The sequence below is a fragment of the Calothrix sp. FACHB-168 genome (genome assembly GCF_963889195.1).
Taxonomy (GTDB): Bacteria; Cyanobacteriota; Cyanobacteriia; order Cyanobacteriales; family Nostocaceae; genus Aulosira; species Aulosira anomala_A.
The window spans coordinates 160,436-182,059 of sequence record NZ_CAWPNJ010000096.1; the positions used below are offsets into that span (position 1 = coordinate 160,436).

15 protein-coding genes are annotated in these 21,624 nt (G+C 41.2%); 6 read left to right on the top strand and 9 right to left on the bottom strand.

Annotated features, from left to right (window positions below):
• The first annotated feature begins 60 nt into the window (after positions 1–60).
• A complete protein-coding gene (locus AACW45_RS37720) occupies positions 61–5,391 on the top strand; it encodes an nSTAND1 domain-containing NTPase (protein WP_190630950.1) in 5,331 nt (1,776 codons plus the stop codon).
• An 846-nt stretch (positions 5,392–6,237) separates the two neighbouring features.
• On the opposite strand, the gene AACW45_RS37725 is transcribed toward AACW45_RS37720, so the two are convergent.
• On the bottom strand, positions 6,238–6,537 hold the full coding sequence (locus AACW45_RS37725) for a type II toxin-antitoxin system RelE/ParE family toxin (RefSeq protein WP_190630951.1): 300 nt from the start codon (positions 6,535–6,537) through the stop codon (positions 6,238–6,240).
• A complete protein-coding gene (locus tag AACW45_RS37730) occupies positions 6,534–6,803 on the bottom strand; it encodes a type II toxin-antitoxin system ParD family antitoxin (RefSeq protein ID WP_190630952.1) in 270 nt (89 codons plus the stop codon). The genes AACW45_RS37725 and AACW45_RS37730 overlap by 4 nt, the downstream gene beginning before the upstream one ends.
• 373 nt (positions 6,804–7,176) lie before the next feature.
• Between AACW45_RS37730 and AACW45_RS37735 the strand changes: the two genes are divergently transcribed.
• Positions 7,177–7,902 (top strand): TerC family protein, encoded by a 726-nt coding sequence (locus AACW45_RS37735; RefSeq protein ID WP_190630953.1) that lies wholly within the window; start codon positions 7,177–7,179, stop codon positions 7,900–7,902.
• 122 nt (positions 7,903–8,024) lie between these two features.
• Here the strand turns inward: AACW45_RS37735 and ndk are convergent, their stop codons facing one another.
• Positions 8,025–8,474, bottom strand: a complete 450-nt coding sequence (gene ndk / locus AACW45_RS37740; protein WP_190630955.1) for a nucleoside-diphosphate kinase — start codon at positions 8,472–8,474, stop codon at positions 8,025–8,027.
• A 230-nt stretch (positions 8,475–8,704) separates the two neighbouring features.
• Here ndk and speA point away from each other — a divergent pair, with 230 nt between their 5' ends.
• On the top strand, positions 8,705–10,723 hold the full coding sequence (speA, locus tag AACW45_RS37745) for a biosynthetic arginine decarboxylase (RefSeq protein ID WP_190630957.1): 2,019 nt from the start codon (positions 8,705–8,707) through the stop codon (positions 10,721–10,723).
• A gap of 65 nt (positions 10,724–10,788) precedes the next feature.
• On the opposite strand, the gene AACW45_RS37750 is transcribed toward speA, so the two are convergent.
• The 3 genes from AACW45_RS37750 to AACW45_RS38550 form a co-directional block, all read right to left on the bottom strand.
• Positions 10,789–11,955, bottom strand: a complete 1,167-nt coding sequence (locus tag AACW45_RS37750) for a sugar phosphate nucleotidyltransferase (protein ID WP_190630959.1) — start codon at positions 11,953–11,955, stop codon at positions 10,789–10,791.
• A gap of 233 nt (positions 11,956–12,188) precedes the next feature.
• On the bottom strand, positions 12,189–13,019 hold the full coding sequence (locus tag AACW45_RS37755) for a segregation/condensation protein A (protein ID WP_190630967.1): 831 nt from the start codon (positions 13,017–13,019) through the stop codon (positions 12,189–12,191).
• Positions 13,020–13,530: 511 nt separating this feature from the next.
• Entirely contained in the window at positions 13,531–13,638 is a 108-nt protein-coding gene (locus AACW45_RS38550) for a transposase (protein WP_395968768.1), read from the bottom strand.
• A 96-nt stretch (positions 13,639–13,734) separates the two neighbouring features.
• Here AACW45_RS38550 and AACW45_RS37760 point away from each other — a divergent pair, with 96 nt between their 5' ends.
• A complete protein-coding gene (locus AACW45_RS37760) occupies positions 13,735–14,985 on the top strand; it encodes an RNA-guided endonuclease InsQ/TnpB family protein (RefSeq protein WP_190630973.1) in 1,251 nt (416 codons plus the stop codon).
• A 124-nt stretch (positions 14,986–15,109) separates the two neighbouring features.
• Here AACW45_RS37760 and AACW45_RS37765 read toward each other — a convergent pair whose 3' ends face one another.
• Complete coding sequence (locus AACW45_RS37765) at positions 15,110–16,210, bottom strand: AI-2E family transporter (RefSeq protein WP_190631046.1); 1,101 nt, start codon at positions 16,208–16,210, stop codon at positions 15,110–15,112.
• A gap of 232 nt (positions 16,211–16,442) precedes the next feature.
• Here AACW45_RS37765 and pdxH point away from each other — a divergent pair, with 232 nt between their 5' ends.
• Positions 16,443–17,087, top strand: a complete 645-nt coding sequence (gene pdxH, locus AACW45_RS37770; protein ID WP_190630975.1) for a pyridoxamine 5'-phosphate oxidase — start codon at positions 16,443–16,445, stop codon at positions 17,085–17,087.
• A 626-nt stretch (positions 17,088–17,713) separates the two neighbouring features.
• On the opposite strand, the gene petH is transcribed toward pdxH, so the two are convergent.
• Entirely contained in the window at positions 17,714–18,991 is a 1,278-nt protein-coding gene (gene petH / locus AACW45_RS37775; protein WP_190630977.1) for a ferredoxin--NADP reductase, read from the bottom strand.
• Positions 18,992–20,331: 1,340 nt separating this feature from the next.
• Positions 20,332–20,454 (bottom strand): hypothetical protein, encoded by a 123-nt coding sequence (locus AACW45_RS37780; RefSeq protein ID WP_277880273.1) that lies wholly within the window; start codon positions 20,452–20,454, stop codon positions 20,332–20,334.
• A 24-nt stretch (positions 20,455–20,478) separates the two neighbouring features.
• Between AACW45_RS37780 and AACW45_RS37785 the strand changes: the two genes are divergently transcribed.
• Complete coding sequence (locus AACW45_RS37785; protein ID WP_096643584.1) at positions 20,479–21,483, top strand: phosphoribulokinase; 1,005 nt, start codon at positions 20,479–20,481, stop codon at positions 21,481–21,483.
• Positions 21,484–21,624: the final 141 nt, after the last annotated feature.

The window sequence follows — 21,624 nt, forward strand, 5'->3', positions numbered from 1 at the left end:
TTGGGCATTGGGCATGGGGACAATTAATTGTACAGACGCGATTCATCGCGTCTCTGAGATATGACAAACCCAGATGATATTAATGCTCAAAATGAGCGATCGCTCTCTACTTTAATTCGAGCTATTGCCAATGCTCAAGGGCGATTTTCGTTAATTTTATTGCGCTGCAATTACGCAGGGATTCAAGAACAAATATTAGCTCAAGTCCGAGAGCGTTCTCAGTTGGATATATTGGCAATTAATCTGCCAAAGTCTGCCAATAATCTTTATTCTGTGATGACAGCAGAAGTTGGTACGGCACAACCAAACGCTGTCATAGTATTTGGGATTGAGTCAGTACATAAGTTAGATGATTTTCTGGTTTGTATTAATCGGTTGCGCAATGATTTTTTGCATGACTTTCCTTTTCCCTTGGTGTTGTGGATTAATGATTTAGTACTGCAAAAATTGATCAGATTAGCGCCTGATTTTTATACTTATGCTGCTGTACCGATTCGATTAGCGATCGCTACTGAAGAATTATTCAATTTTCTCCATCAAGAAGCAGAGCAAGCATTTACAAAAATCTTAGCAGCTGGAGCGGATCAATTTCTCGATAATTCAGCGCTGCATTTAGAAATGGGAGCAGGAAAACGCTTTGAAATTGAGTCAGCATTAGAGGAATTAAAAAAGCGTGGGTGCGAACAACCAGAAATAGCCGCCAGCCAGCATTTTATTTTAGGGCGTGATGCTTATGGCAAAAATGAGATGGAGCGATCGCGCCAACTTTATAAACAGAGTTTAGCATTTTGGTGGCAGCAATATATTGATGAAGTTCACAACCACGAAGCAGCAGAGTTAATTCAAAGCAATTTAGAAAAGCAAGCCTGTATACTCTTTCATCTTGGGTTGTGGTGGCGTAGATATGCAGTTTTACATCGTGCAGAATATGACAAAGCTTGTCGCTGCGCCCGCAATTATTATCAGCGATGTATTAAAAGGTTGCAAAAAGCCAATCGTCCCGATTTAGCAGCTAATTTTATCAATTCCTTGGGGGAAGTTCTGCAACAATTGGGAGAGTGGGATAGGCTGGAAAAACTGGCTAAAGATGCTATTGTCTTACACAGCAAATATTACCAACCGATTAGATTAGCTAATGCTTATGCTACTTTATCTGAGGTGGCGCTGGCAAAATCGCAATGGAAACAAGCCCAAGAATATGCAGAAATAGCTATTAATAAAATAGCCCAAGCTTCTCAACCAGAGAATAATTGGGCGAGTCAATATTATAGGAGTTGGCATTTATTATTATTAGCTCAAAGTAAACGCCATCTGGGACAAGTGCAAGCAGCACTCGATGATTTAGAACTTGCGAAAAGTCAATGCAAGCCTGAGTATAATCCTAAATTATATATTCGCATATTAGAAGAAGTCAGAAAATTATATTTTGAACAACGTCAATATTTAGCTGCATTTCATCTCAAACAAGAACAAAGTTCTATTGAACAGCAATATGGTTTACGGGCTTTTATTGGTGCGGGTAGATTGCAGTCTCAAAAACAAGTAATTCATCCGGCTTTAGTGAGCGCAGATGAATTAAATAACTCTGTTTTAGGGATAGAGTCTGAAGCTGGAACTATTGCCCAAGAAATAGTTGCTTCTGGACGCAAATATGATGTTGATAAATTAATTGAACGCATTAGCCGCGATGACCAAAAATTGATTGTGATTCATGGACAATCTGGTGTTGGTAAAAGTTCTTTATTGACGGCGGGATTATTACCAGCATTGCATCAAATTACTATATTTGATGGGCGGAATATTTTGCCTGTGGTGGTGCAGGTTTATACGGATTGGGTGGGGGATATCAAGTCAAAAGTCAAAAGTCAAAAGTCAAAAGTGGGACAAGAGGGAGTAGAGGGAATTATTGAGGAATTACGGGGAAATGTTGAACGTAATTTGGTGACTGTTTTAATTTTTGACCAGTTTGAGGAATTTTTCTTTAATTGTCCTAACCCTGTTGAGCGGAAAAAGTTTTGGGATTTTTTACATTCTTGTTTAGATGATTTTCATTTACCTTATGTGAAGGTAATATTATCACTGCGGGAAGATTATTTACATTATTTATTAGAGTGCGATCGCCTGACTAATCTGGAAGTTACCGAACAGGATATTCTGAATAAAAAATTTCGCTATGCTTTTGGTAACTTTACACCCTCAGCAGCTAAAGTATTTATTCAAGATTTAACAGAAATGTCTTTTTATTTAGAGCCAGCACTAATAGATGAATTAGTTAGGGATTTAGCAGGAGAATTGCAGGAAGTCCGCCCAATTGAGTTGCAAGTTGTTGGGGCACAATTGCAAGCAGAAAATATCACAACACTGGATAAATATCTGCAAAATGGCCCGAAAGATAAATTAGTTGAGCGATTTTTAGATGCAATAGTTAAAGATTGTGGTGCAGAGAATGAACGTGCAGCCGAGTTAATTTTGTATTTACTGACAGATGAAAATAATACTCGCCCATTAAAAACTAAAGCTGAGTTAGCCGCAGATTTAGCAGCAGAAGCGGATAAATTAGATTTGGTATTAGAAATTTTAGTAACATCAGGAATTGTATTTTTAATTCCCCAATTTCCGGCTGACCGCTATCAGCTAGTTCATGATTATATTGCAGCTTTTATTCGTCAACAAAAGGGTGCTGAATTACTAGCAGAATTAGAAAGCCTGAAAGAACAACTAAATCAAGTTTTAAAACGGCGATTGCGCGAAGCTTATCTTGCAAGTTTGGGCTTGGCAACATTAACAATTATTGCTGGGATATTTGGGTTGCAATCATTTATTGCTAATATCAATGCCCAAATTAATGTTCTTAGTTCATCTAGTGAAGCACTGTTTGCGTCAGAACAAGATAGAGAAACCTTAATTGAAAGTTTAAAAGCAGCAGAAAAGCTGCAAAAAACACCAAAATTATTCATAAAACCAGATACTAAAACTCAAGTTATAGTGGCATTGCGGCAAGCGGTATATGGGGTAAGAGATATAGAAATCAAAACTTTTAAAGGTCATAGCGCTTGGGTTACTAGTGTCAGTTTCTCAAGAGACAGTAAAACCATTGCTTCTGCTAGTGGTGATAAGGTAATAAAACTCTGGAGTTTAGATGGCAAACTCCTCAAAACCTTTATTGGTCATACTGCTTGGGTTAATAGCGTCAGCTTCTCAAGAGACGGTAAAACCATCGCTTCTGCTAGTGATGATAGGACAATCAAACTCTGGAGTTTAGATGGCAAACTCCTCAAAACCTTGACTGGTCATAGCGATAGAGTTACTAACGTCAGTTTCTCCCCCAACGGTAAAACTATCGCTTCTGCTAGTGATGATGGGACAATCAAACTCTGGAGTTTAGATGGCAAACTCCTCAAAACCTTTACTGGTCATAGTGATAGAGTTACTAACGTCAGTTTCTCCCCCAACGGTAAAACTATCGCTTCTGCTAGTGATGATGGGACAATCAAACTTTGGAGTTTAGATGACAAAGAACCCAAAACTTTTACTGGTCATAGTGCTGAGGTTTCTAGTGTCAGTTTCTCCCCCAACGGTAAAACCATCGTTTCTGCTAGTGATGATAGGACAATCAAACTCTGGAGTTTAGATGGCAAACTCCTCAAAACATTTACTGGTCATAGCGATAAGGTTACTAACGTCAGTTTCTCCCCCAACGGTAAAACTATCGCTTCTGCTAGTCGTGATGGGACAATCAAACTTTGGAGTTTAGATGGCAAAGAACTCAAAACCTTTACTGGTCATAACAGTTGGGTTTCTAGCCTCAGTTTTTCAACAGACGGCAAAACCATTGCTTCTGCTAATGGTGATGAGACAATCAAACTCTGGAGTTTAGATGGCAAAGAACTCAAAACCTTCAAAGGTCATAGCGATTGGGTTTCTAGCGTTAGCTTCTCCCCCGACGGTCAGGCGATCGCTTCTGCTAGTGGTGACAAGACAATCAAACTCTGGAGTTTAGATGGCAAAGAACTCAAAACCTTCAAAGGTCATAGCGCCATAGTTTATAGCGTCAGCTTCTCAAAAGACGGCAAATCCATCGCTTCTGCTAGTCTTGACAAGACAATCAAACTTTGGAGTTTAGATGGCAAAGTCCTCAAAACCTTTACTGGTCATAACGCATCGGTTGATAGCGTCAGTTTCTCAAGAGACGGTAAAACCATTGCTTCTGCTAGTGGTGATGGGACAATCAAACTCTGGAGTTTAGATGGCAAAGAACTCAAAACCTTTACTGGTCATAGTGAAGGGGTTTATGGCGTCAGTTTCTCAAGAGACGGTAAAACCATTGCTTCTGCTAGTGGTGATAAGACAATCAAACTCTGGAGTTTAGATGGCAAAGAACTCAAAACCTTTACTGGTCATAGTGAAGGGGTTTATAGCGTCAGTTTCTCAAGAGACGGTAAAACCATTGCTTCTGCTAGTGGTGATGGGACAACCAAACTCTGGAGTTTAGATGGTAAAGAACTCAAAACCTTCAAAGGTCATAGCGAAGCGGTTACTAGCGTCAGTTTCTCAAGAGACGGTAAAACCATTGCTTCTGCTAGTCTTGATGGAACAATCAAACTCTGGAGTTTAGATGGCAAAGAACTCAAAACCTTTAAAGGTCATAGCGATTGGGTTTATAGCGTCAGTTTCTCCCCTGATGGTAAGGAGATCGCTTCTGCTAGTCTTGATGAGACAGTAATTCTCTGGGATTTGGATTTAGAAAATCTTGTAGTTTTGGGCTGTAATTGGTTGCAAGATTATCTGACTAATAATCCTGAGACTTTAGCTGAATTACAACTATGTCAAAATAAATCTATACTAATGGCCGCAGCCCCTAATTTGCTTACCCAAGGTGAGGAGTTAGCCAGGGTAGGTGAATTTGAGAAAGCAGTTGCTAAGTTTAAACAGGCTAAGGAATGGAACCCACAATTAGATATTAATCCAGAGACAAAAGCAAAAGTTACCTCTCTGCTGTTTCAGGGTAAAGAACTAGCCAGCAAAGGCGATGTTAAAAAAGCTATTGCAGCATACGCTGAAGCTGAAAAACTCGATGCAAAATTAGAAATTTCTGCTAACAATTGGAATAGCCTGTGTAGATATGGTAGCTTGTATGGGTATGCAGGTGATGTGATGTTTGCTTGTGAAAAAGCTGTTTCCCTTGCACCCACAAATGGAAATATCCGCGATAGCCGTGGACTTGCTAGGGCGCTAACTGGCAATACAAAAGGTGCAATTGAGGATTTCCAAGCATTTATAGAATGGACTGATAATTCTGAGGAGAAATCACAGCGCCAAGGTTGGATTAATTCCCTCAGTGCTGGTAAGAATCCGTTTACAAAAGAAGAGTTGGAGAAGCTACGCCAGTAGTAGATGGTTAGGGAATTCTAAAAAAAATATCGCGATTGTTAACTTACCAAGCCCGCCACTCGTAGGATGCTGCTGGTGATTTAGGGGTAAGACTTCTCGCTTATACCGAAATTCCGCCGTCACCCTAGAAGGGTGCGGCTAATTGAGCAAAGCCTGCCTCCACAGGCTCAATTTCTCTAGCCTGCGAAGTCAGGCTTTGTAACGTTAGCCCCAGGCTTATAGCCTGCGGGCGGTGTGTCGGGTAAGCGAGAGAACAGTTTATATCAAGTTTTGAGGGGTTAGACCCACGATTTGCCAGCAATATCCTCATAGATGCAGGGCTACCTTGCGGGGAAAGGCTTCACGTTAAGTTTTTTTGCCCCAAAAGCGTGAGCTTTATCATTTGCACATATTCAGTAGTCATTTTTATATTTTGTGTAAACAAAAAGCCATTTCGCTTTCTCATTTATCGAAATCAAGTACCCATTTTCCTGTTTTAAGTAAGCAAACAGCCATTTCACCTTCTCATTAAGCCTTTTTGCTTTCTCATTATTGTGTTTTCCGCAAGTAAAATACCATTTCACCTACTCATTAAGCCATATCGCTTACTCATTTCGGTAAATCGCGCACAGGTTTTAGTGTTTTCCGCAGTAAAAAGCCATATCACTTACCCATTTCGGTAAATCACGCACTCATTTTGGTGTTTTCCGCAGGTGAAAAAGTATATTGCAGGCGCAAAAATTGCCATGTCTGACAATCAGCTGCTATGTAACTACGCTTTTTCGTTTTTTGCGATCGCCAATCTCGCGAAGCAGAAAGCGTAACAGCAAAGCAGCTTGTCGTTAGACATCGCCTTTATGTAACAGCCTATTCTGAAAACAACGTCTCTAAATCACGGTAGCCACTTACTACCCGCACAACTTCAATTCCTTCTGGAATCTGACGATAAAATATCAAATAATCATCAACAGGAAAACTGCGCAGAGAAGGTAAAAGTTCATCTCTTTTACGCCCCATACTGGGAAAATTAGCTAAATTTTTACACTTATCATTTATTTTTTTGAGAAAGCGCTCTGCTGCATCGAAACCACTGTTATCAGCAATTAAGTCAATAATACTCTCAATATCTCGACTCGCTGGAGCCGTAAACTTGCAAATATTACTCATTCACCTGCTTGTTGACGACGCTGCTGTAACTTTTCGCTAATATGCCTAAAAACTGTTTCTCCATCAACAACCTCTCCACGCTCAGAGGCTTCAATCCCAATCATAATTTCTCTTTGCAGTTCCTCAAACCGACCTTTGTAAATGCGTTCTCGTTCTTCTAAAAGTCTGATACCAGCAAGAATCACTTCCTCAGATGAGGCGTATTTACCACTTGCAACCTGACTTTGAATGAACTGCTCAAGCTCGGTTGTTAAGGAAATATTCATAGACTATTACCATATTTTCGGCTCATTTTCCCATTTTAAAAGCAATCTGTAACGCTAAAGAAAGAATAGCGATCGCTTCCATTACTCAAAATTCTCAAAACCCATCAAAGCCTATTTGTCAAGAGACTTCAGATACATTTAGGTATTTTTATCCTTGATTTATGAGGAGTTTTTTTAAGAAAATGTTAAGGCTGCTAATGTGTCATGCTACACTCAACAGACCCTACCTGACCTGTAATGGCGTCAATGCTAGAGTCTTTTGAATCGACTACAGCCAAGTTAAGCTGAATAAAGGTAGCAAATTATTGCGCTTTTGAAGATAAAATTCGCTGCTGCTGTTAATTTTTAATTTTCCCTGCTTGAGATACTTGGAATGCTAGACAAAATTTTTGATTATCTTCATTTTCACTTTAGCGTTGAAGCTCCCATAGTTTTGCTAATCCTGGTTTTTCTAGAGGCGGTGCTATCTGCTGATAATGCGATCGCCCTCGCTGCGATCGCCCAAGGATTAGAAGATAAAAAGCTTGAGCGTCAAGCCCTAAATTTTGGTTTGGTAGTTGCCTATGTGCTACGGATTACATTAATCCTCACCGCTACTTGGGTACAAGATTTCTGGCAATTTGAACTTCTGGGTGCGGCTTACCTACTGTGGCTAGTATTCCAACATTTCACATCCCAAGAAACAGATGAAGAAAATCACCATCACGGGCCGCGGTTTAATTCCTTGTGGCAAGCAATACCAGTAATTGCCTTTACAGATTTAGCATTTTCTTTAGATAGCGTCACAACTGCGATCGCTGTTTCCCAAGAAAGATGGTTAGTTCTCACCGGCGCAACCATTGGCATCATTACCCTGCGCTTCATGGCCGAGTTATTTATTCGCTGGTTAGATGAATTTGCAAACTTAGAAGACGCAGGCTATATTACAGTCGCCTTTGTCGGTTTGCGTCTCTTATTAAAAGTGGTGAACGATAGCCTAGTCCCACCAGAATGGTTAATGATTACCGCGATCGGTCTTATCTTAGCTTGGGGATTTTCCAAACGTACAGAAATTGAAGCACCCCAAGAACTAACAGAAAAAAGTGAAGTAACGAAATAGGGCATGGGGCATTGGGCATTGGGCATTGGGCATTGGCAATAGTTATTTCTCCTCTGCTCCTCTGCTCCTCTGCCCCTCTGCTCCCGGCCGCCGAGCGGAGCCGAGGCGCTGCCCCTAACTATCTACTCGTGCAACCAGGGAGTTACAGTAGGTTGCCAGTTGACTAATTCTTCATCCTTAAACCACAGAGCAACTTCTGTTTGCGCTGTTTCCGGAGCATCGGAACCGTGGATGATGTTGCGCCCGATATTGATCCCCAAATCGCCGCGAATTGTTCCAGGTTCAGCGTTGAGGGGATTGGTAGCACCAATCAATTTTCTTGCCGAAGCAATGACACCTTCACCTTCCCAAACCATCGCTACAACGGGGCCGGAGGTAATGAAGTCTACTAAGCCTGCAAAGAAAGGTCTTTCGCGGTGAACGTCGTAATGTTGTTCAGCTAGTTCGCGACTGGGTTTGAGTAGCTTCAAACCCACCAGGGTAAAACCTTTTTTCTCAAAGCGACCGATAATTTCGCTTACCAGTCCGCGCTGTACACCATCGGGTTTAATTGCCAAAAATGTGCGTTCCAAAGCTATCTCCGAAAACTTAATAAATTTTTCCAGATCAATTGTCCTCTGTCTGCTCTCCTTTATCCTTAACCTTTTGTTGATACTCTCAATAGTTAATGAATAATGATGAGTCACAGATAACCCTTGACCAATCAGAGTTTATCTCAGAAATTATCACTGGGTGCATATGCGATCGCAAATGAATGCGTTAAATTGAAAATTCGTGGGTGAAACACAGAGGTCAGGAATCAATGGGTCTTGAGTCAACTGCTACATCAGAAGAGATAGTTAAGCTGCCGTCCAATGGACACAAACTAGAAGTGAAACACCAGAAGCCGAAAAAGCTGTTAGCCCCTAGTACTAGTACAGATGATTCGCCGCGCTCTTGGAAAATCGAAGATAGCGAAGCCCTGTATAGAATTGAAGGTTGGGGACAGCCTTATTTTTCCATCAATGCGGCTGGTAATGTCACTGTTTCTCCCAAAGGCGATCGCGGCGGTTCTTTAGATTTGTTTGAATTAGTCAACGCTTTGAAGCAGCGCAATTTAGGGCTGCCAATGTTGATTCGTTTTTCAGACATTTTAGAAGACCGAATTGAGCGGTTAAATGCTTGTTTTGCCAAAGCGATCGCTCGCTATAACTATCCTGGTGTTTACCGAGGTGTATTTCCTGTCAAATGCAACCAGCAACGCCATTTAATTGAGGATTTAGTCAGGTTTGGCAAACCCCATCAATTTGGTTTAGAAGCTGGTTCCAAGCCGGAATTAATGATTGCTTTGGCGATATTGGATACCCCAGGCGCATTGTTAATTTGCAACGGCTACAAAGACCAAGAATACATCGAAACGGCAATGTTGGCTCAAAGACTCGGACAAACACCGATTATTGTCTTAGAGCAAATTGAAGAAGTTGATTTAGTCATTGACGCTAACCGCCAATTGGGTATTAAACCTATCTTAGGAGTACGGGCGAAACTCAGTACCCAAGGTATGGGACGCTGGGGAAGTTCAAGCGGCGATCGCGCTAAATTTGGTCTAACGATGCCTGAAGTAATCGAGGCGGTTGACAAGTTACGCGAAGCAGATTTGCTCGATTCTTTGCAGTTGATGCATTTTCATATCGGTTCGCAAATCTCCGCCATTAATGTCATTAAAGATGCCATCCAAGAAGCCAGCCGGATTTACGTAGAGTTGGCGATGTTGGGTGCTGACATGAAATACCTCGATGTTGGCGGTGGCTTGGGTGTAGACTACGACGGTTCCCAAACCAACTTCTACGCCTCGAAAAATTACAACATGCAAAACTATGCCAACGATATTGTGGCAGAGTTAAAAGATACCTGTAGCGAACGGCAAATTCCCGTACCAACACTGATTAGTGAAAGCGGCAGAGCGATCGCTTCCCATCAATCCGTGCTGATTTTTGATATTCTCAGCACCAGCGATGTCCCCCTAGATACCCCAGAACCGCCCCAAGAAGGCGAATCTCCCATCATTAATTACCTTTGGGAAACTTACCAATCAATTAACAAAGAAAATTATCAAGAGTTTTACCACGACGCCGCCCAATTCAAAGAAGAAGCCATCAGCCGCTTCAACTTAGGCATTTTGCGTCTGAGAGAACGCGCTAAAGCCGAGCGTCTTTACTGGGCTTGTTGCCAAAAAATTCTTAACATTACCAGACAGCAAGAATACGTACCCGATGAACTGGAAGACCTCGAGAAAATCATGGCTTCCATTTACTACGCGAATTTATCAGTGTTTCAATCAGCACCTGATTGTTGGGCAATAGACCAATTATTCCCGATTATGCCCATACACCGTTTAGACGAAGAACCAATTCGTCGGGGAATCTTAGCAGACTTAACCTGCGACAGTGACGGCAAAATCGACCGCTTTATTGATTTACGTGATGTCAAATCTGTTTTAGAACTGCACACCTTTAAACCAGGGGAACCCTATTATTTAGGCATGTTCCTCAGTGGCGCTTACCAAGAAATCATGGGTAACTTACATAACCTATTTGGCGACACTAACGCAGTCCACATTCAATTAACGCCCAAAGGTTACCAAATTGAACATGTCGTCAAAGGCGATACCATGAGTGAAGTGGTGAGTTACGTACAGTACGACTCCGAAGACATGGTAGAAAACATCCGCCAACGTTGCGAAAAAGCCCTAGAGGAAAAGCGCATCACTCTTGCCGAATCGCAAAGACTCCTACAAACCTACGAGCAAAGTCTCAGAAGATACACATATTTGAATAGCTAGTCAAAAAGTCCAAAGTCAATAGTCCAAAGCCAAATGACTATTGACTATTGACTATTGACTATTGACTAACTAGCAGATGTATTCAACAATTCCGCTATAGCTTGTCGTTCCACCGGCGTATGGGATGGTGGAGAATGACGTGCATCGGTAATTAACCAGTCTAAAGCCGCAGCTTGTACGTCAATGGTTGCGCCAGTTTTATCAACGCAGTAACGTCCAAATACCAGCTTATCAACTAAGCGGACTCCCGGCCCCAAACGCGACCATTCAAAGATGACGCTGTTTTCCACAGTCGCACCGCTACAAATCCAGCAATTAGGGCCAATCATCGCCGGGCCGACAATTTTCGCGCCATCCTCAATTCTGGTCATTCCCCCAATGTAAACCGGGCCTGTGATATCAACTTTGTCCCAATTCACAGCCACGTTTAAGCCAGTGTAAATTCCTGGCGCAACTTCATGACCGGGAATTTGCACGTTTTTAATTTCACCTAACAATACTCCCCGAATCGCCCGCCAGTAGTCTGGTACTTTACCAATATCTACCCATTCAAAGTCCATAGGAATAGCGTAGAACGGCGCACCAATTTCCACTAGTTTAGGGAATAATTCACTACCGATGTCATACTCCATTCCTGAGGGAATATACTTAAATACTTCTGGCTCAAAAATATAAATACCTGTGTTGATGTTAGTGCTGAGGGCTTCTTCCACAGAGGGTTTTTCTTGGAAAGCCTTCACTCGTCCTTCTTCATCAGTCACAACTACACCGTAGCTGGAAACTTCTTCCAAAGGAACTGATTTAGAAATAATTGTCGCAATAGAACCTTTTTCTCGATGCCATTTGACTGCTGCTGTCAAATCCAAGTCAATCAAAGCATCACCGCACAATACCACAAAGGTATCGTCGAAAAACGGCGAGAAGTCTTGGATACGGCGCATCCCACCAGCAGAACCAACAGCTTCCCCCATCAGTTCACCGTCAACGATTTGCCCTTCAAAAGAATAGGCAATCTGCACACCAAACCTTTGACCATCACGGAAATAGTTTTCGATTTCTGCTGCCAAATGGCTGACGTTGACCATAATTTGGTCGAAGCCATGTTGGCGTAATAGTTCTAATAAAAATTCCATCACTGGCTTTTGCAGGATAGGAATCATGGGTTTGGGGATTGTATAGGTAATGGGACGTACACGAGTACCCTTACCCGCCGCAAGAATCATCGCCTTCATAAAGATTATTCCTCAACCACAAGCCAGGTTACTGTCAACAAGTTATAATTCATTGTGTTTATGCTATTTTTGCTCATCATCGCCGATCGCACAAATTCAGCGAGTTGTTGCTAAAAGCAACTAGGGGTAATAGCAAAATCATAAGCGATCGCTTATCTTTTCAATTTACCCAGATTTTGAGAGTCGCTGAACCAACAGTCGATAATTTATATCTAGCGATGGATCTCAGTTACTCAGTTCATTGATTGCTCCATAGGTTGATAGGTGTTAGCTGAATTTATCAGTAAGCGGATTTTTACCTCTTTGTAAAACTCCTCTTGCCATAGTTCTACCTTGGATTGCGCTGATAGCAGTAGTAGTGCCCAAAATACACTAACTAAATGGCTATGTGCCGAACCGTGGTGAGAACTATTTGCCTGTGGCTGTTTACTCTGAGTCCATAAATCCACTAATTCCTCTAAATTCAACCAATTTTGCTCTAAATCGAGCTTTGCAGCCGAAACATGCAAAACTTGTTCTAGTTCCCCAGCTACTTCCGTCAGGTTTTCTTGGTGAGCCAATTCTAACGCTGCTCGCATCGCTTGGACGGTAGGCTGACGCCGAGGACGCACAGGTTTGCTTGTCTTCTGTACCAGTTTGAGCTGGTTCGCCATAATCTGCAATTGTTCGATTAACTCTTGCAGAGTCACGCGCCGCTTCGGTGGTGGCATAGCCGCCGGACGCCGCCGCAAATGATGCTCTAACGGCAGGCGAGGGGTTAAATGTAATACATTATTATCAGTTTCTAGCAGTTCTTCATCTAAGTTTTCTGCTTGCTCATCTGCTGCTGATTGTAATTGCATTAAGGTATTAGCCTTATATAACACCAGCATTGATGCTGATAAAAAAGCCTGTCCAGATTGGGATAAGTCAGCTTCATAACCCCTAACTGTAGACTCCGGTGCCATTAGTTCTAAGTAACGGTCAATAACTTCAATTACCTGCACATCCCAAGGATCAATTTCTCCTCTCTGGGCTTGCTGAATCAGGAGTGTAATTGTTTCTAATAGCTCGGAAGCATCCATTAATGATTTTTTGTGATTAAGTTAAAACTAGGTCGATTAAACATTTAGGCTTGTGAAGTAAATCAGAATGTTTGACTTATCAAAGCTTGATTACCGACTGTTGAGCTAAAAATTAGCACAAACCTCACCTGTTTCATGGATAACTAAATTTTATGTATTAAATACTACAAATTATTAATAATGATTTTTGATTCACTACTATTGTGAATCTTGATTTGAGATTGTGCAAGTTTTATTTGTATATAATTCCAGATATTCATTATTTTTACCCTGAGCGCATAAGTGTATCATTATCGTCATACAGACCAAAGTATAACATGATATTTTTATACTAGAAATTTATTAGAAATTAGTAATTTATAATACTCTACTTTTGGAAAAATTTAAGTATATTTATTTACTTAGAGCTATTTAGCCTCTCAAGAGTCAACGCTTAACAGTTAACCTTCCTTGCGGGAAGTCCCCAGGTGTGGAGTGCAACGGATACCTGGGGATGATTGCGGCGATCTAGTTAGCCAGGCGGAGTATCTTGCTGCTTGATGTACTTATTCAAAACATCAAGTGATACCCCACCACTAGAATTTACAAAGTACGAACTCGACCAAAAAACATAAATAATTCGTAATTGCTAATTCGTAATTCGTAATTATTGTTCTTAATTACGAATTACGAATTACGAATTAATAATTATTTTGTGAATGATATGATGACTCTCATGAGAGTAACACGTAGGACAACTTTTCGCTTATATCCAACTAAGTCTCAAGAAGTTAAACTGCATTATTGGCGGCGACTTCATAAAGACTTATTTAATGCCTGTCTTTACCACAGAAAGACACAATATCAGCGTTTTGGTAATTCTATTAGTTACTATGACCAGCAAAATATTCTGCCAGAATTCAAAGAATGTTGGCATGAATATAAAGAATTAGGCTCACAAGCTTTACAAGCAACGGTGAAGCGTGTTGACTATGCCTTCCAACGATTTTTTAGTGGGTTAGGTGGTTATCCAAAGTTTAAGTCTGCACGACATTATCGTGGATGGACTTATCCTGCTACTAGCGGATGGAAAGCACACACAACAGGCGATAACGGTTATCTGGAATTGTCTAATTTAGGGCAAATTCAGATGAGAGGTAAAGCTAGAACTTGGGGCAATCCAACAACCTGCACCGTTATCTGGAAGCAAGGTAAATGGTACGCCTCAATCACAGTAAATTGTGAGCCAAAAAGAGAGACTAGCACTGGTGCTATAGGTTTAGATTTTGGTACTTACCACACTATTGCCTGTTCGGATGGAACAATAATTGATCATCCGAAATTTTTAGCCAGCACCAAACAAAAAATAGAGCAATCATCTAAGAAATTACGGCGCAAACGTGCGCCTAACTTCAAAAAGAAAATTAAAGCATCTAAACGTTGGAGAAAAGCTAGGAAACAAATTAGTAAACTTCAAAGTAAAGTTACTTGCTCTAGACAAGATTGGCAACATAAAGCGGCTACACAGATAGTAAAGAGTAATTCACTGGTAGCTACTGAGAAGTTAAACATCAAAGGGATGACTCGCAAAGCAAAGAAAGGTAGCAAGAGAAAGCATCAAAAAACTGGACTCAATAGGTCTTTGTTAGATGTCGGGATTGGTAATTTAATTTCACTAATCAAATACAAACTTAGTGAATGTAGTGGTGTATTTGTTGATGTACCCCTCAAGATTGCTCCATCCCAAACTTGCCCTCAATGTGGTCACAAAAAGAAAAAAGAGTTATCCGAGCGTGTGCATAATTGTGGAAATTGCAACTTCACTGCGGATCGTGATGTTGCTGCTTCAATGGTAATGCTCAATTACGCTCTGGGGTTAGGAACTAGCCTCACAAACGCCGATGCTGAACCTCTTTCTAAAACTACACACAATTGTGGAAGTTTTAGGAAAGTTCAGCAGTTGAAGCGTCAGAAACCTCGCACGTAGCGCAAGCGGAGTGCGTAGGTAGTTCATGAATCCATGCTCATGAGTGACTCGACATGGGAATCTGAATTTGGGACTTTGAACTATTGACCGAGAATTTTTAACTCTAAAATTTTTGATGATTAGTTCAAGTTTTATGGTCTTCATCACAATCAGATTCATAAGTAATAGTAAAAGGTGAGACAAATTCGCCAGATTGACCAGTCTTCAGAGCATCAAAAGTGCCTTTGATAGTACCGGCAATTGGTACAGCAACCAATGTTCCTAGCAAGCCAGCAATTTCAAATCCCATCAAAATAGCTACAAAAATCCAGATGGGGTTAAGTCCAATAAAATCACCGAGTAATTTTGGTGCTAAGAGATTATCTTTTACCTGTTGTAAGAGAATGGCCGTGACAGCAACTTGAACTGCTAACCACCAATTTTGCAGCAGTACCAATATAGTCACTAAACCAATAGCTAGAGTTGCACCGACAAAGGGGATGAGTTCGCCTATGCCGATGACTATGGCAAATAATAGGGCAAATGGCACTCTCAGGACTAAAAAGATGGGAGTCAGGGTAACTACCATGAATAACCCTAACAATAACTGACTGAGGAAAAAATTCTGAAAATTTAAGCGTAAGGATGTAGTTAAAGGCTTTCTGATATTCGCTGGTAATAAACTGACTAAACCCAACCAAACGCGATCGCCATACAATAGCATATAAAACGCCAGCACTACTACCAACACCAAATTTAGCAATCCCGACAATAGCGTACCCGCCACGCCTACCGCACCAGAAGCGAGTTGTTGCACTAAATTTTGGATGTTGGCATTAATTTGCGTACTTACCACTCTTAAATCTAGAGGTAAACGCCGTTGTCTTGCCAAAGCTTCCACTTGTTCTAAGTTTCTTTGGCTACTAGTTAACCAATCAGGAATCTTATTTAACAGTTGAATTGTTTGGTCAATTAGCATTGGCACTAATGTGACACCCAGAACTACCAATAATGTTAAAGTAACAAGTAAAACAACTATCACAGCTTGAGCTTGAGTGATGCGTGCCCGTTGAAAAAACTTCACTGGATAATTGAGTAAAAAGGCGAGAATTGCCGCAACACTTAAAATAGTAATGGGATGCTGAAAATAATTAAATACTACAGAGAGTAGCCAAACATTAAGAGCGATAATCGGGCCGCTCAGACCATAAATTAATAAACTTTGCAGGGAGGCTGAACGGCGCATCATACCAATTTGAGATTTTTAGATGAGGAATTAGGGATGACAAATCTTAAATATCAGGCTGCTCAATTACTCTCAAACAATAATAATTATCCGAATTTGGTAACAGATGCAATCTTTTTTCTCGACTGCGGGAAAAAATTGCCTTAACTGCTAGCTTTGGTATCCATCACATGGGAGATTTTTGCATAAAGATATATATACGCATATCTGAATCGCAAGGAAGTAAATGACCATGCATCCTACCATTGCCGACCTTCGCAAAGACTACACATTAGAAGATTTAACTGAAACTGAGGTTGACCCTAATCCTTTTATACAATTTAAACAATGGTTCGAGCAGGCATTATCTGCCCAGCTTCCTGAACCCAATGCCATGACTATAGCAACCGCCACCCCAGACGGTAAACCCTCAGCCAGAATGGTATTACTGAAAGATTTTGATGAGCGGGGCTTTGTTTTCTTCACCAACTATAACAGTCGCAAAGGACAAGAACTAGCAGAGAATCCCCAAGCTGCACTAGTTTTTTGGTGGGCGGAATTAGAACGCCAAGTCAGAATTATCGGACATGTAGAACAAGTTTCTGAAGCCGAGTCTGATAAATATTTTTACAGCCGTCCTGAAAACAGTCGCCTGGGTGCATGGGCTTCTCGTCAAAGTGAAGCGATAACTAGTCGAGAAGTCTTAGAGCAAAACTTGCAGCAATTGCAGCATCAGTATGAAAATCAGGAAATTCCTCGCCCCTCTCACTGGGGAGGTTTGCGAGTCATTCCCACAGAAATTGAGTTTTGGCAAGGAAGACCCAGCCGCTTGCACGATCGCTTGCTATATACTCGTTTAGATACTCAAACTTGGAAAATCCAACGCCTATCGCCTTAGGGACTTCCAATTGCAAAAATAACTCAATCATTATCTGACCAAACCCACAACTCGTAAGGGCGGGGAAACCCCAGCCTTACCAAAATCTTAATTACGTATCAAAACGCGGATTCGGATAACAATTAAATCTTGTACAGACAAGGGTTCATCGCGTCTATGTTTTTGATCGCTAACCAATAAAAAAATTGTAGGCTGGACAATGCCCAGCCTACTTGACACTCACCGCACTTTTAGGGCGGTGATTCTTGGGCTGAATCTTGCCTCCACCAACAATGTTGATTTTGGGCTGACAGTTTCATGTTTAGTCCGACTACACTTTTTACAGCAAGCACTCTTATGGACTACTCCCCAAGCGTAAATTCGGGTATGCCCTACCCTATTTGATTTTTATTTTCTCCCACCTATGCCATATTTTTAGAGGGCAGTGAGGTATTGGGGCAACCCGTGAGGGCTGGTGACACTAGCCTTTATCCAACGGTCAGTTTGCGTGCCACGACTACACATCTGATTTTCCGGTTGTACTCATTTTACCAGAAAGGCGTCCTAGAAGGACGGGGTTTTAGACCCATTCTCCTGATAATTAATCAAAATTCAAAACTCAAAATTCAAAACACAGTAGTTAGTACTTAGTAGGTTTCTACGTGCCAACGACCAGCTTTTTTGATTTCTTTTTGGTAAGTACTCCAGGTGACACCTTCTTTCGCAGCCGCAGCAGTTAAAGCAGCATCAATACCATCTTCCATACCGCGCAAACCACAGATGTAGGTGTGGGTTTTTTCTTCTTTAATCAATTGCCACAATTCATCTGCGTATTCTGCAACTCGGTCTTGGATGTACATTCTGCCACCTTGGGGATTCTTTTGTTCCCGGCTGATGGCGTAGGTGAGGCGGAAGTTATCAGGATACTTAGCCTGCATTTCTTCCAACTCTTCCTTGTAAAGGATGTTAGGAGTTGTGGGTACACCAAAGATTAACCAAGCAAATCCTTTGAATTGGTAATCTGGGTTAGCAGCTCTTTCTGCATCCTTGAACATCCGCCACAGATAAGCACGCATGGGCGCAATACCTGTACCGGTTGCCATCATAATGACTTTGGCATCGGGGTCGCTGGGTAATAACATTTCTTTACCCACGGGCCCGGTAATTTTCACATCTGCGCCTGGTTCTAAGAAACACAGGTGAGTTGAGCATACACCGTAAACTGTTTCGCCTGTTTCTGGGTGCTTATACTCTAACTGACGCACGCACAGGGATACTGTTTTGTCATCTACATCATCACCATGACGAGTTGAGGCGATGGAATAAAGTCTGAGTTTTTCAGGCTTGCCGTTTTTGTCTACCCCTGGTGGGATAATACCAATACTTTGACCTTCTATATACTTCAAATTACTACCAGAAAGGTCAAATTTGATGTGCTGAACAATACCAATGCCACCTTCTTTAACTAGAGGCTCATTGGAGATACACTTCCCAATAAAAGGTGCATTGGGACGATAAGTGTTTACCGGAACATCAGCATGGGCGTCTTTTTTGCCTTTCGCTTGAGTCATGGTGTTGCCTTTTTGATCCTTATTCTTGAGCTGTTCTTCAGCTGGTGCATTCACAGGTGTGGCTTGACCATTCCCCCCAATGTTAGCAGTCCCGAATGAGCTTGTGCCGTTGAATTGCTGTAGAGCACTTGCGGGTTGAATACTAACAATTTTGCCGCCAAGGCGAGTGATACGTCGCATTTCTTGATTCATGCGGTTGTAAGGCACTCTGATGAACACACTGCCACTGCTACGAATTTTATAATTCGTTTGATCAGTTTCTTCGTTCTGACGCAGACCCACCACTTCGTAAACGAAGACGCGGCTACCTGATTCTGTGTTGGCAGCACTTTCAAAAGCACCTTGTTTGTTCATTCGTTCTACCACTCCGATGTTGACTTAACCGTTTTTCAAAAAAAAACTTTTCCTATCACAAGCCAGCTGTAGTTTACCGGATTTTTGCTGCACAAAACTGGCATTCTAGGAAAATGGCATCACTTTATAATGCCTTGCTAAGTACACTCACCAAAGACATGCAGGCGGCGCAAAAACACACCTGTTCACCTTCTAAGTTAGAGGATAAGTCTGATGGAGAATGTTAATAATGAGTCAATTTAATGTTTTTTTCGGTTACTAACTTACGATACCTTCTTGCTAATGTTTCCTAACAAACGCATAAATTGAGTTTTATGTCAAATCAGAGAGATTGGCTAATGCATAGACAACAAGTTCTCAGCATTTGAGTTATTGGTAGATTTAGCGATCGCACTTTATAGCCACTTGATAACCAAGTAGTTTTTAATATAGTTGCGACCTCTTTTTTCGTTTATTGACGCTTATCCCATACACTTAAAAAGTGTTTGTGAATTATTGGTTAGAAATGCCCTAACTCATCACTAACTCTTTCCCTGCACCTGACAGCAGAATTGTTTTTGCCAGACATCCAAAATATTTTTAGATGCAGCTATTACCTAATCACGATTAATCTCATGAATAGGTTCAGTGAATCTGTATAACCGCATGATACAGGAATAGGGGATATAAGCAATTATAATCAGTTTCACTTGATGCGATCCATCTGTCAACCTCTATCCAAAACCTGTTAAACATACTGAGCTTCAATGGACTATGTGACCAACTTTTAGCTGCTCTGTGGTTAAATCCGGCTGTTTGTGGTTAGCCCTGCATCTTTTCTTATAATGCAGACCAAAAGCGGTGATGAGAGTTTGTCACTTAGTCTCAAGGTTGTAAACAATACCAGGAAGTTTATCTTTTGTGCTTTGTCAACATTAATCTCTCATGGCAAATCACAAGCCGCTACCTTGGACATCACAACTACTAAGCAAAATTTTTTTGCTCTTTACTTACTCGCTCATTCTTGAGATAGATATTTACACATGAATTTATGGAATATTACCGAATCGCAAATTAAAATGCCAAACTTGCAAAAAATTTGTGGCCAGAGAAAACTATACAATATAAACTTGATTAAGAGGGTCACAATCATCAGGCAGTCGTTACCTGACTGTTTGGGGTAGTGAAGATAGATGTTTTCAAATCAACAAGTAAATCATCAACAGGATCGATGAACCACTAGATTCTTATTGACAGTAAACTTGTATAGAATAACCCCTTCTGTTAAAATCAAATATACCACTAGGATTAAATACTTACCAGCAACAAACTCAGGCTAGGCAGGCGAGTAACAACATATTTTATTGTTGGCTACCCGTCTGAACTTCTTTATGGCGCTGTGGGTAACAAGAACGCCGGAAAAACCGATGGGGTAAACTCCTGGCTTCAGAATCTGCTGTGTGAAAAATTTTTGATTGACACATGTTTTTAGTATCTAGAGGAGATTTATGACGAGTAAGCCGGAACGCGTGGTACTAATTGGAGTAGCTGGAGACTCTGGGTGCGGTAAATCTACATTTTTGCGTCGTTTAATCGATTTGTTTGGTGAAGATTTAATGACAGTTATCTGTTTAGATGACTATCATTCTTTAGATCGCAAACAACGCAAAGAAACAGGGATTACTGCTCTCGATCCTAGGGCGAACAACTTTGACCTAATGTATGAGCAAATTAGCGCTCTCAAAAATGGTCAAGCAATTGATAAGCCGATTTACAACCACGAAACCGGCCTGATCGATCCACCAGAGCGGATTGAGCCGAACCACATTATAGTTGTGGAAGGGCTGCATCCTTTATATGATGAGCGGGTGCGATCGCTAATTGATTTCAGTGTTTACTTTGATATCAGCGACGAAGTTAAAATTGCTTGGAAGATTCAGCGCGACATGGCCGAAAGGGGTCACCGCTATGAAGATGTCTTAGCACAAATCAATTCCCGTAAACCTGACTTTGAAAAGTTTATTGAACCACAAAGAGAATTTGCTGATATAGTTCTCCAAGTATTACCAACTAATTTAATTAAAAACGACACAGAACGCAAAGTCCTAAGGGTACGGATGCTCCAAAGAGAAGGTAAAGACGGCTTTGAGCCAACCTACCTCTTTGATGAAGGCTCAACAATTAATTGGACACCTTGCGGACGCAAGCTGACTTGCTCCTACCCTGGTATGCAACTGCACTATGGTTCAGATGTTTACTACGGTCGTTACGTTTCAGTATTGGAAGTAGATGGTCAATTCGACAATTTAGAAGAAGTGATTTACATCGAAACCCATCTGAGCAAAACATCCACCAAATACCAAGGTGAGATGACCCACTTGTTACTCCAACACCGCGAATATCCAGGTTCCAACAATGGAACCGGTTTGTTCCAAGTGCTTACCGGCTTGAAAATGCGCGAAGCTTACGAGCGTTTAACAGCAAAGGAAGCCAAACTAGCAGTTCAAGTTTAAAGCAGCAGTATTTGTGTCAAAGCTTAGGGAGATGCTTGAGGGTATCTCCCTTTTTTTTGTGTTGCTAAAAACATTTTTGCCCAAAAATATATATTTTTTCCAAAAAATTATTCAATATCAGTAATAACTTTGAGGAAAGTT

Coding starts and splice junctions, on each gene's coding strand:
- AACW45_RS37730 (WP_190630952.1), bottom strand. CDS start 6,803: ATGAATATTTCCTTAACAACCGAGCTTGAGCAGTTCATTCAAAGTCAG.
- speA (WP_190630957.1), top strand. CDS start 8,705: ATGGGTCTTGAGTCAACTGCTACATCAGAAGAGATAGTTAAGCTGCCG.
- AACW45_RS37785 (WP_096643584.1), top strand. CDS start 20,479: ATGACGAGTAAGCCGGAACGCGTGGTACTAATTGGAGTAGCTGGAGAC.
- AACW45_RS37765 (WP_190631046.1), bottom strand. CDS start 16,210: ATGCGCCGTTCAGCCTCCCTGCAAAGTTTATTAATTTATGGTCTGAGC.
- AACW45_RS37755 (WP_190630967.1), bottom strand. CDS start 13,019: ATGGATGCTTCCGAGCTATTAGAAACAATTACACTCCTGATTCAGCAA.
- AACW45_RS37720 (WP_190630950.1), top strand. CDS start 61: ATGACAAACCCAGATGATATTAATGCTCAAAATGAGCGATCGCTCTCT.
- pdxH (WP_190630975.1), top strand. CDS start 16,443: ATGCATCCTACCATTGCCGACCTTCGCAAAGACTACACATTAGAAGAT.
- AACW45_RS37750 (WP_190630959.1), bottom strand. CDS start 11,955: ATGAAGGCGATGATTCTTGCGGCGGGTAAGGGTACTCGTGTACGTCCC.
- petH (WP_190630977.1), bottom strand. CDS start 18,991: ATGAACAAACAAGGTGCTTTTGAAAGTGCTGCCAACACAGAATCAGGT.
- AACW45_RS37725 (WP_190630951.1), bottom strand. CDS start 6,537: ATGAGTAATATTTGCAAGTTTACGGCTCCAGCGAGTCGAGATATTGAG.
- AACW45_RS37780 (WP_277880273.1), bottom strand. CDS start 20,454: ATGTGTCAATCAAAAATTTTTCACACAGCAGATTCTGAAGCCAGGAGT.
- AACW45_RS37735 (WP_190630953.1), top strand. CDS start 7,177: ATGCTAGACAAAATTTTTGATTATCTTCATTTTCACTTTAGCGTTGAA.
- AACW45_RS37760 (WP_190630973.1), top strand. CDS start 13,735: ATGAGAGTAACACGTAGGACAACTTTTCGCTTATATCCAACTAAGTCT.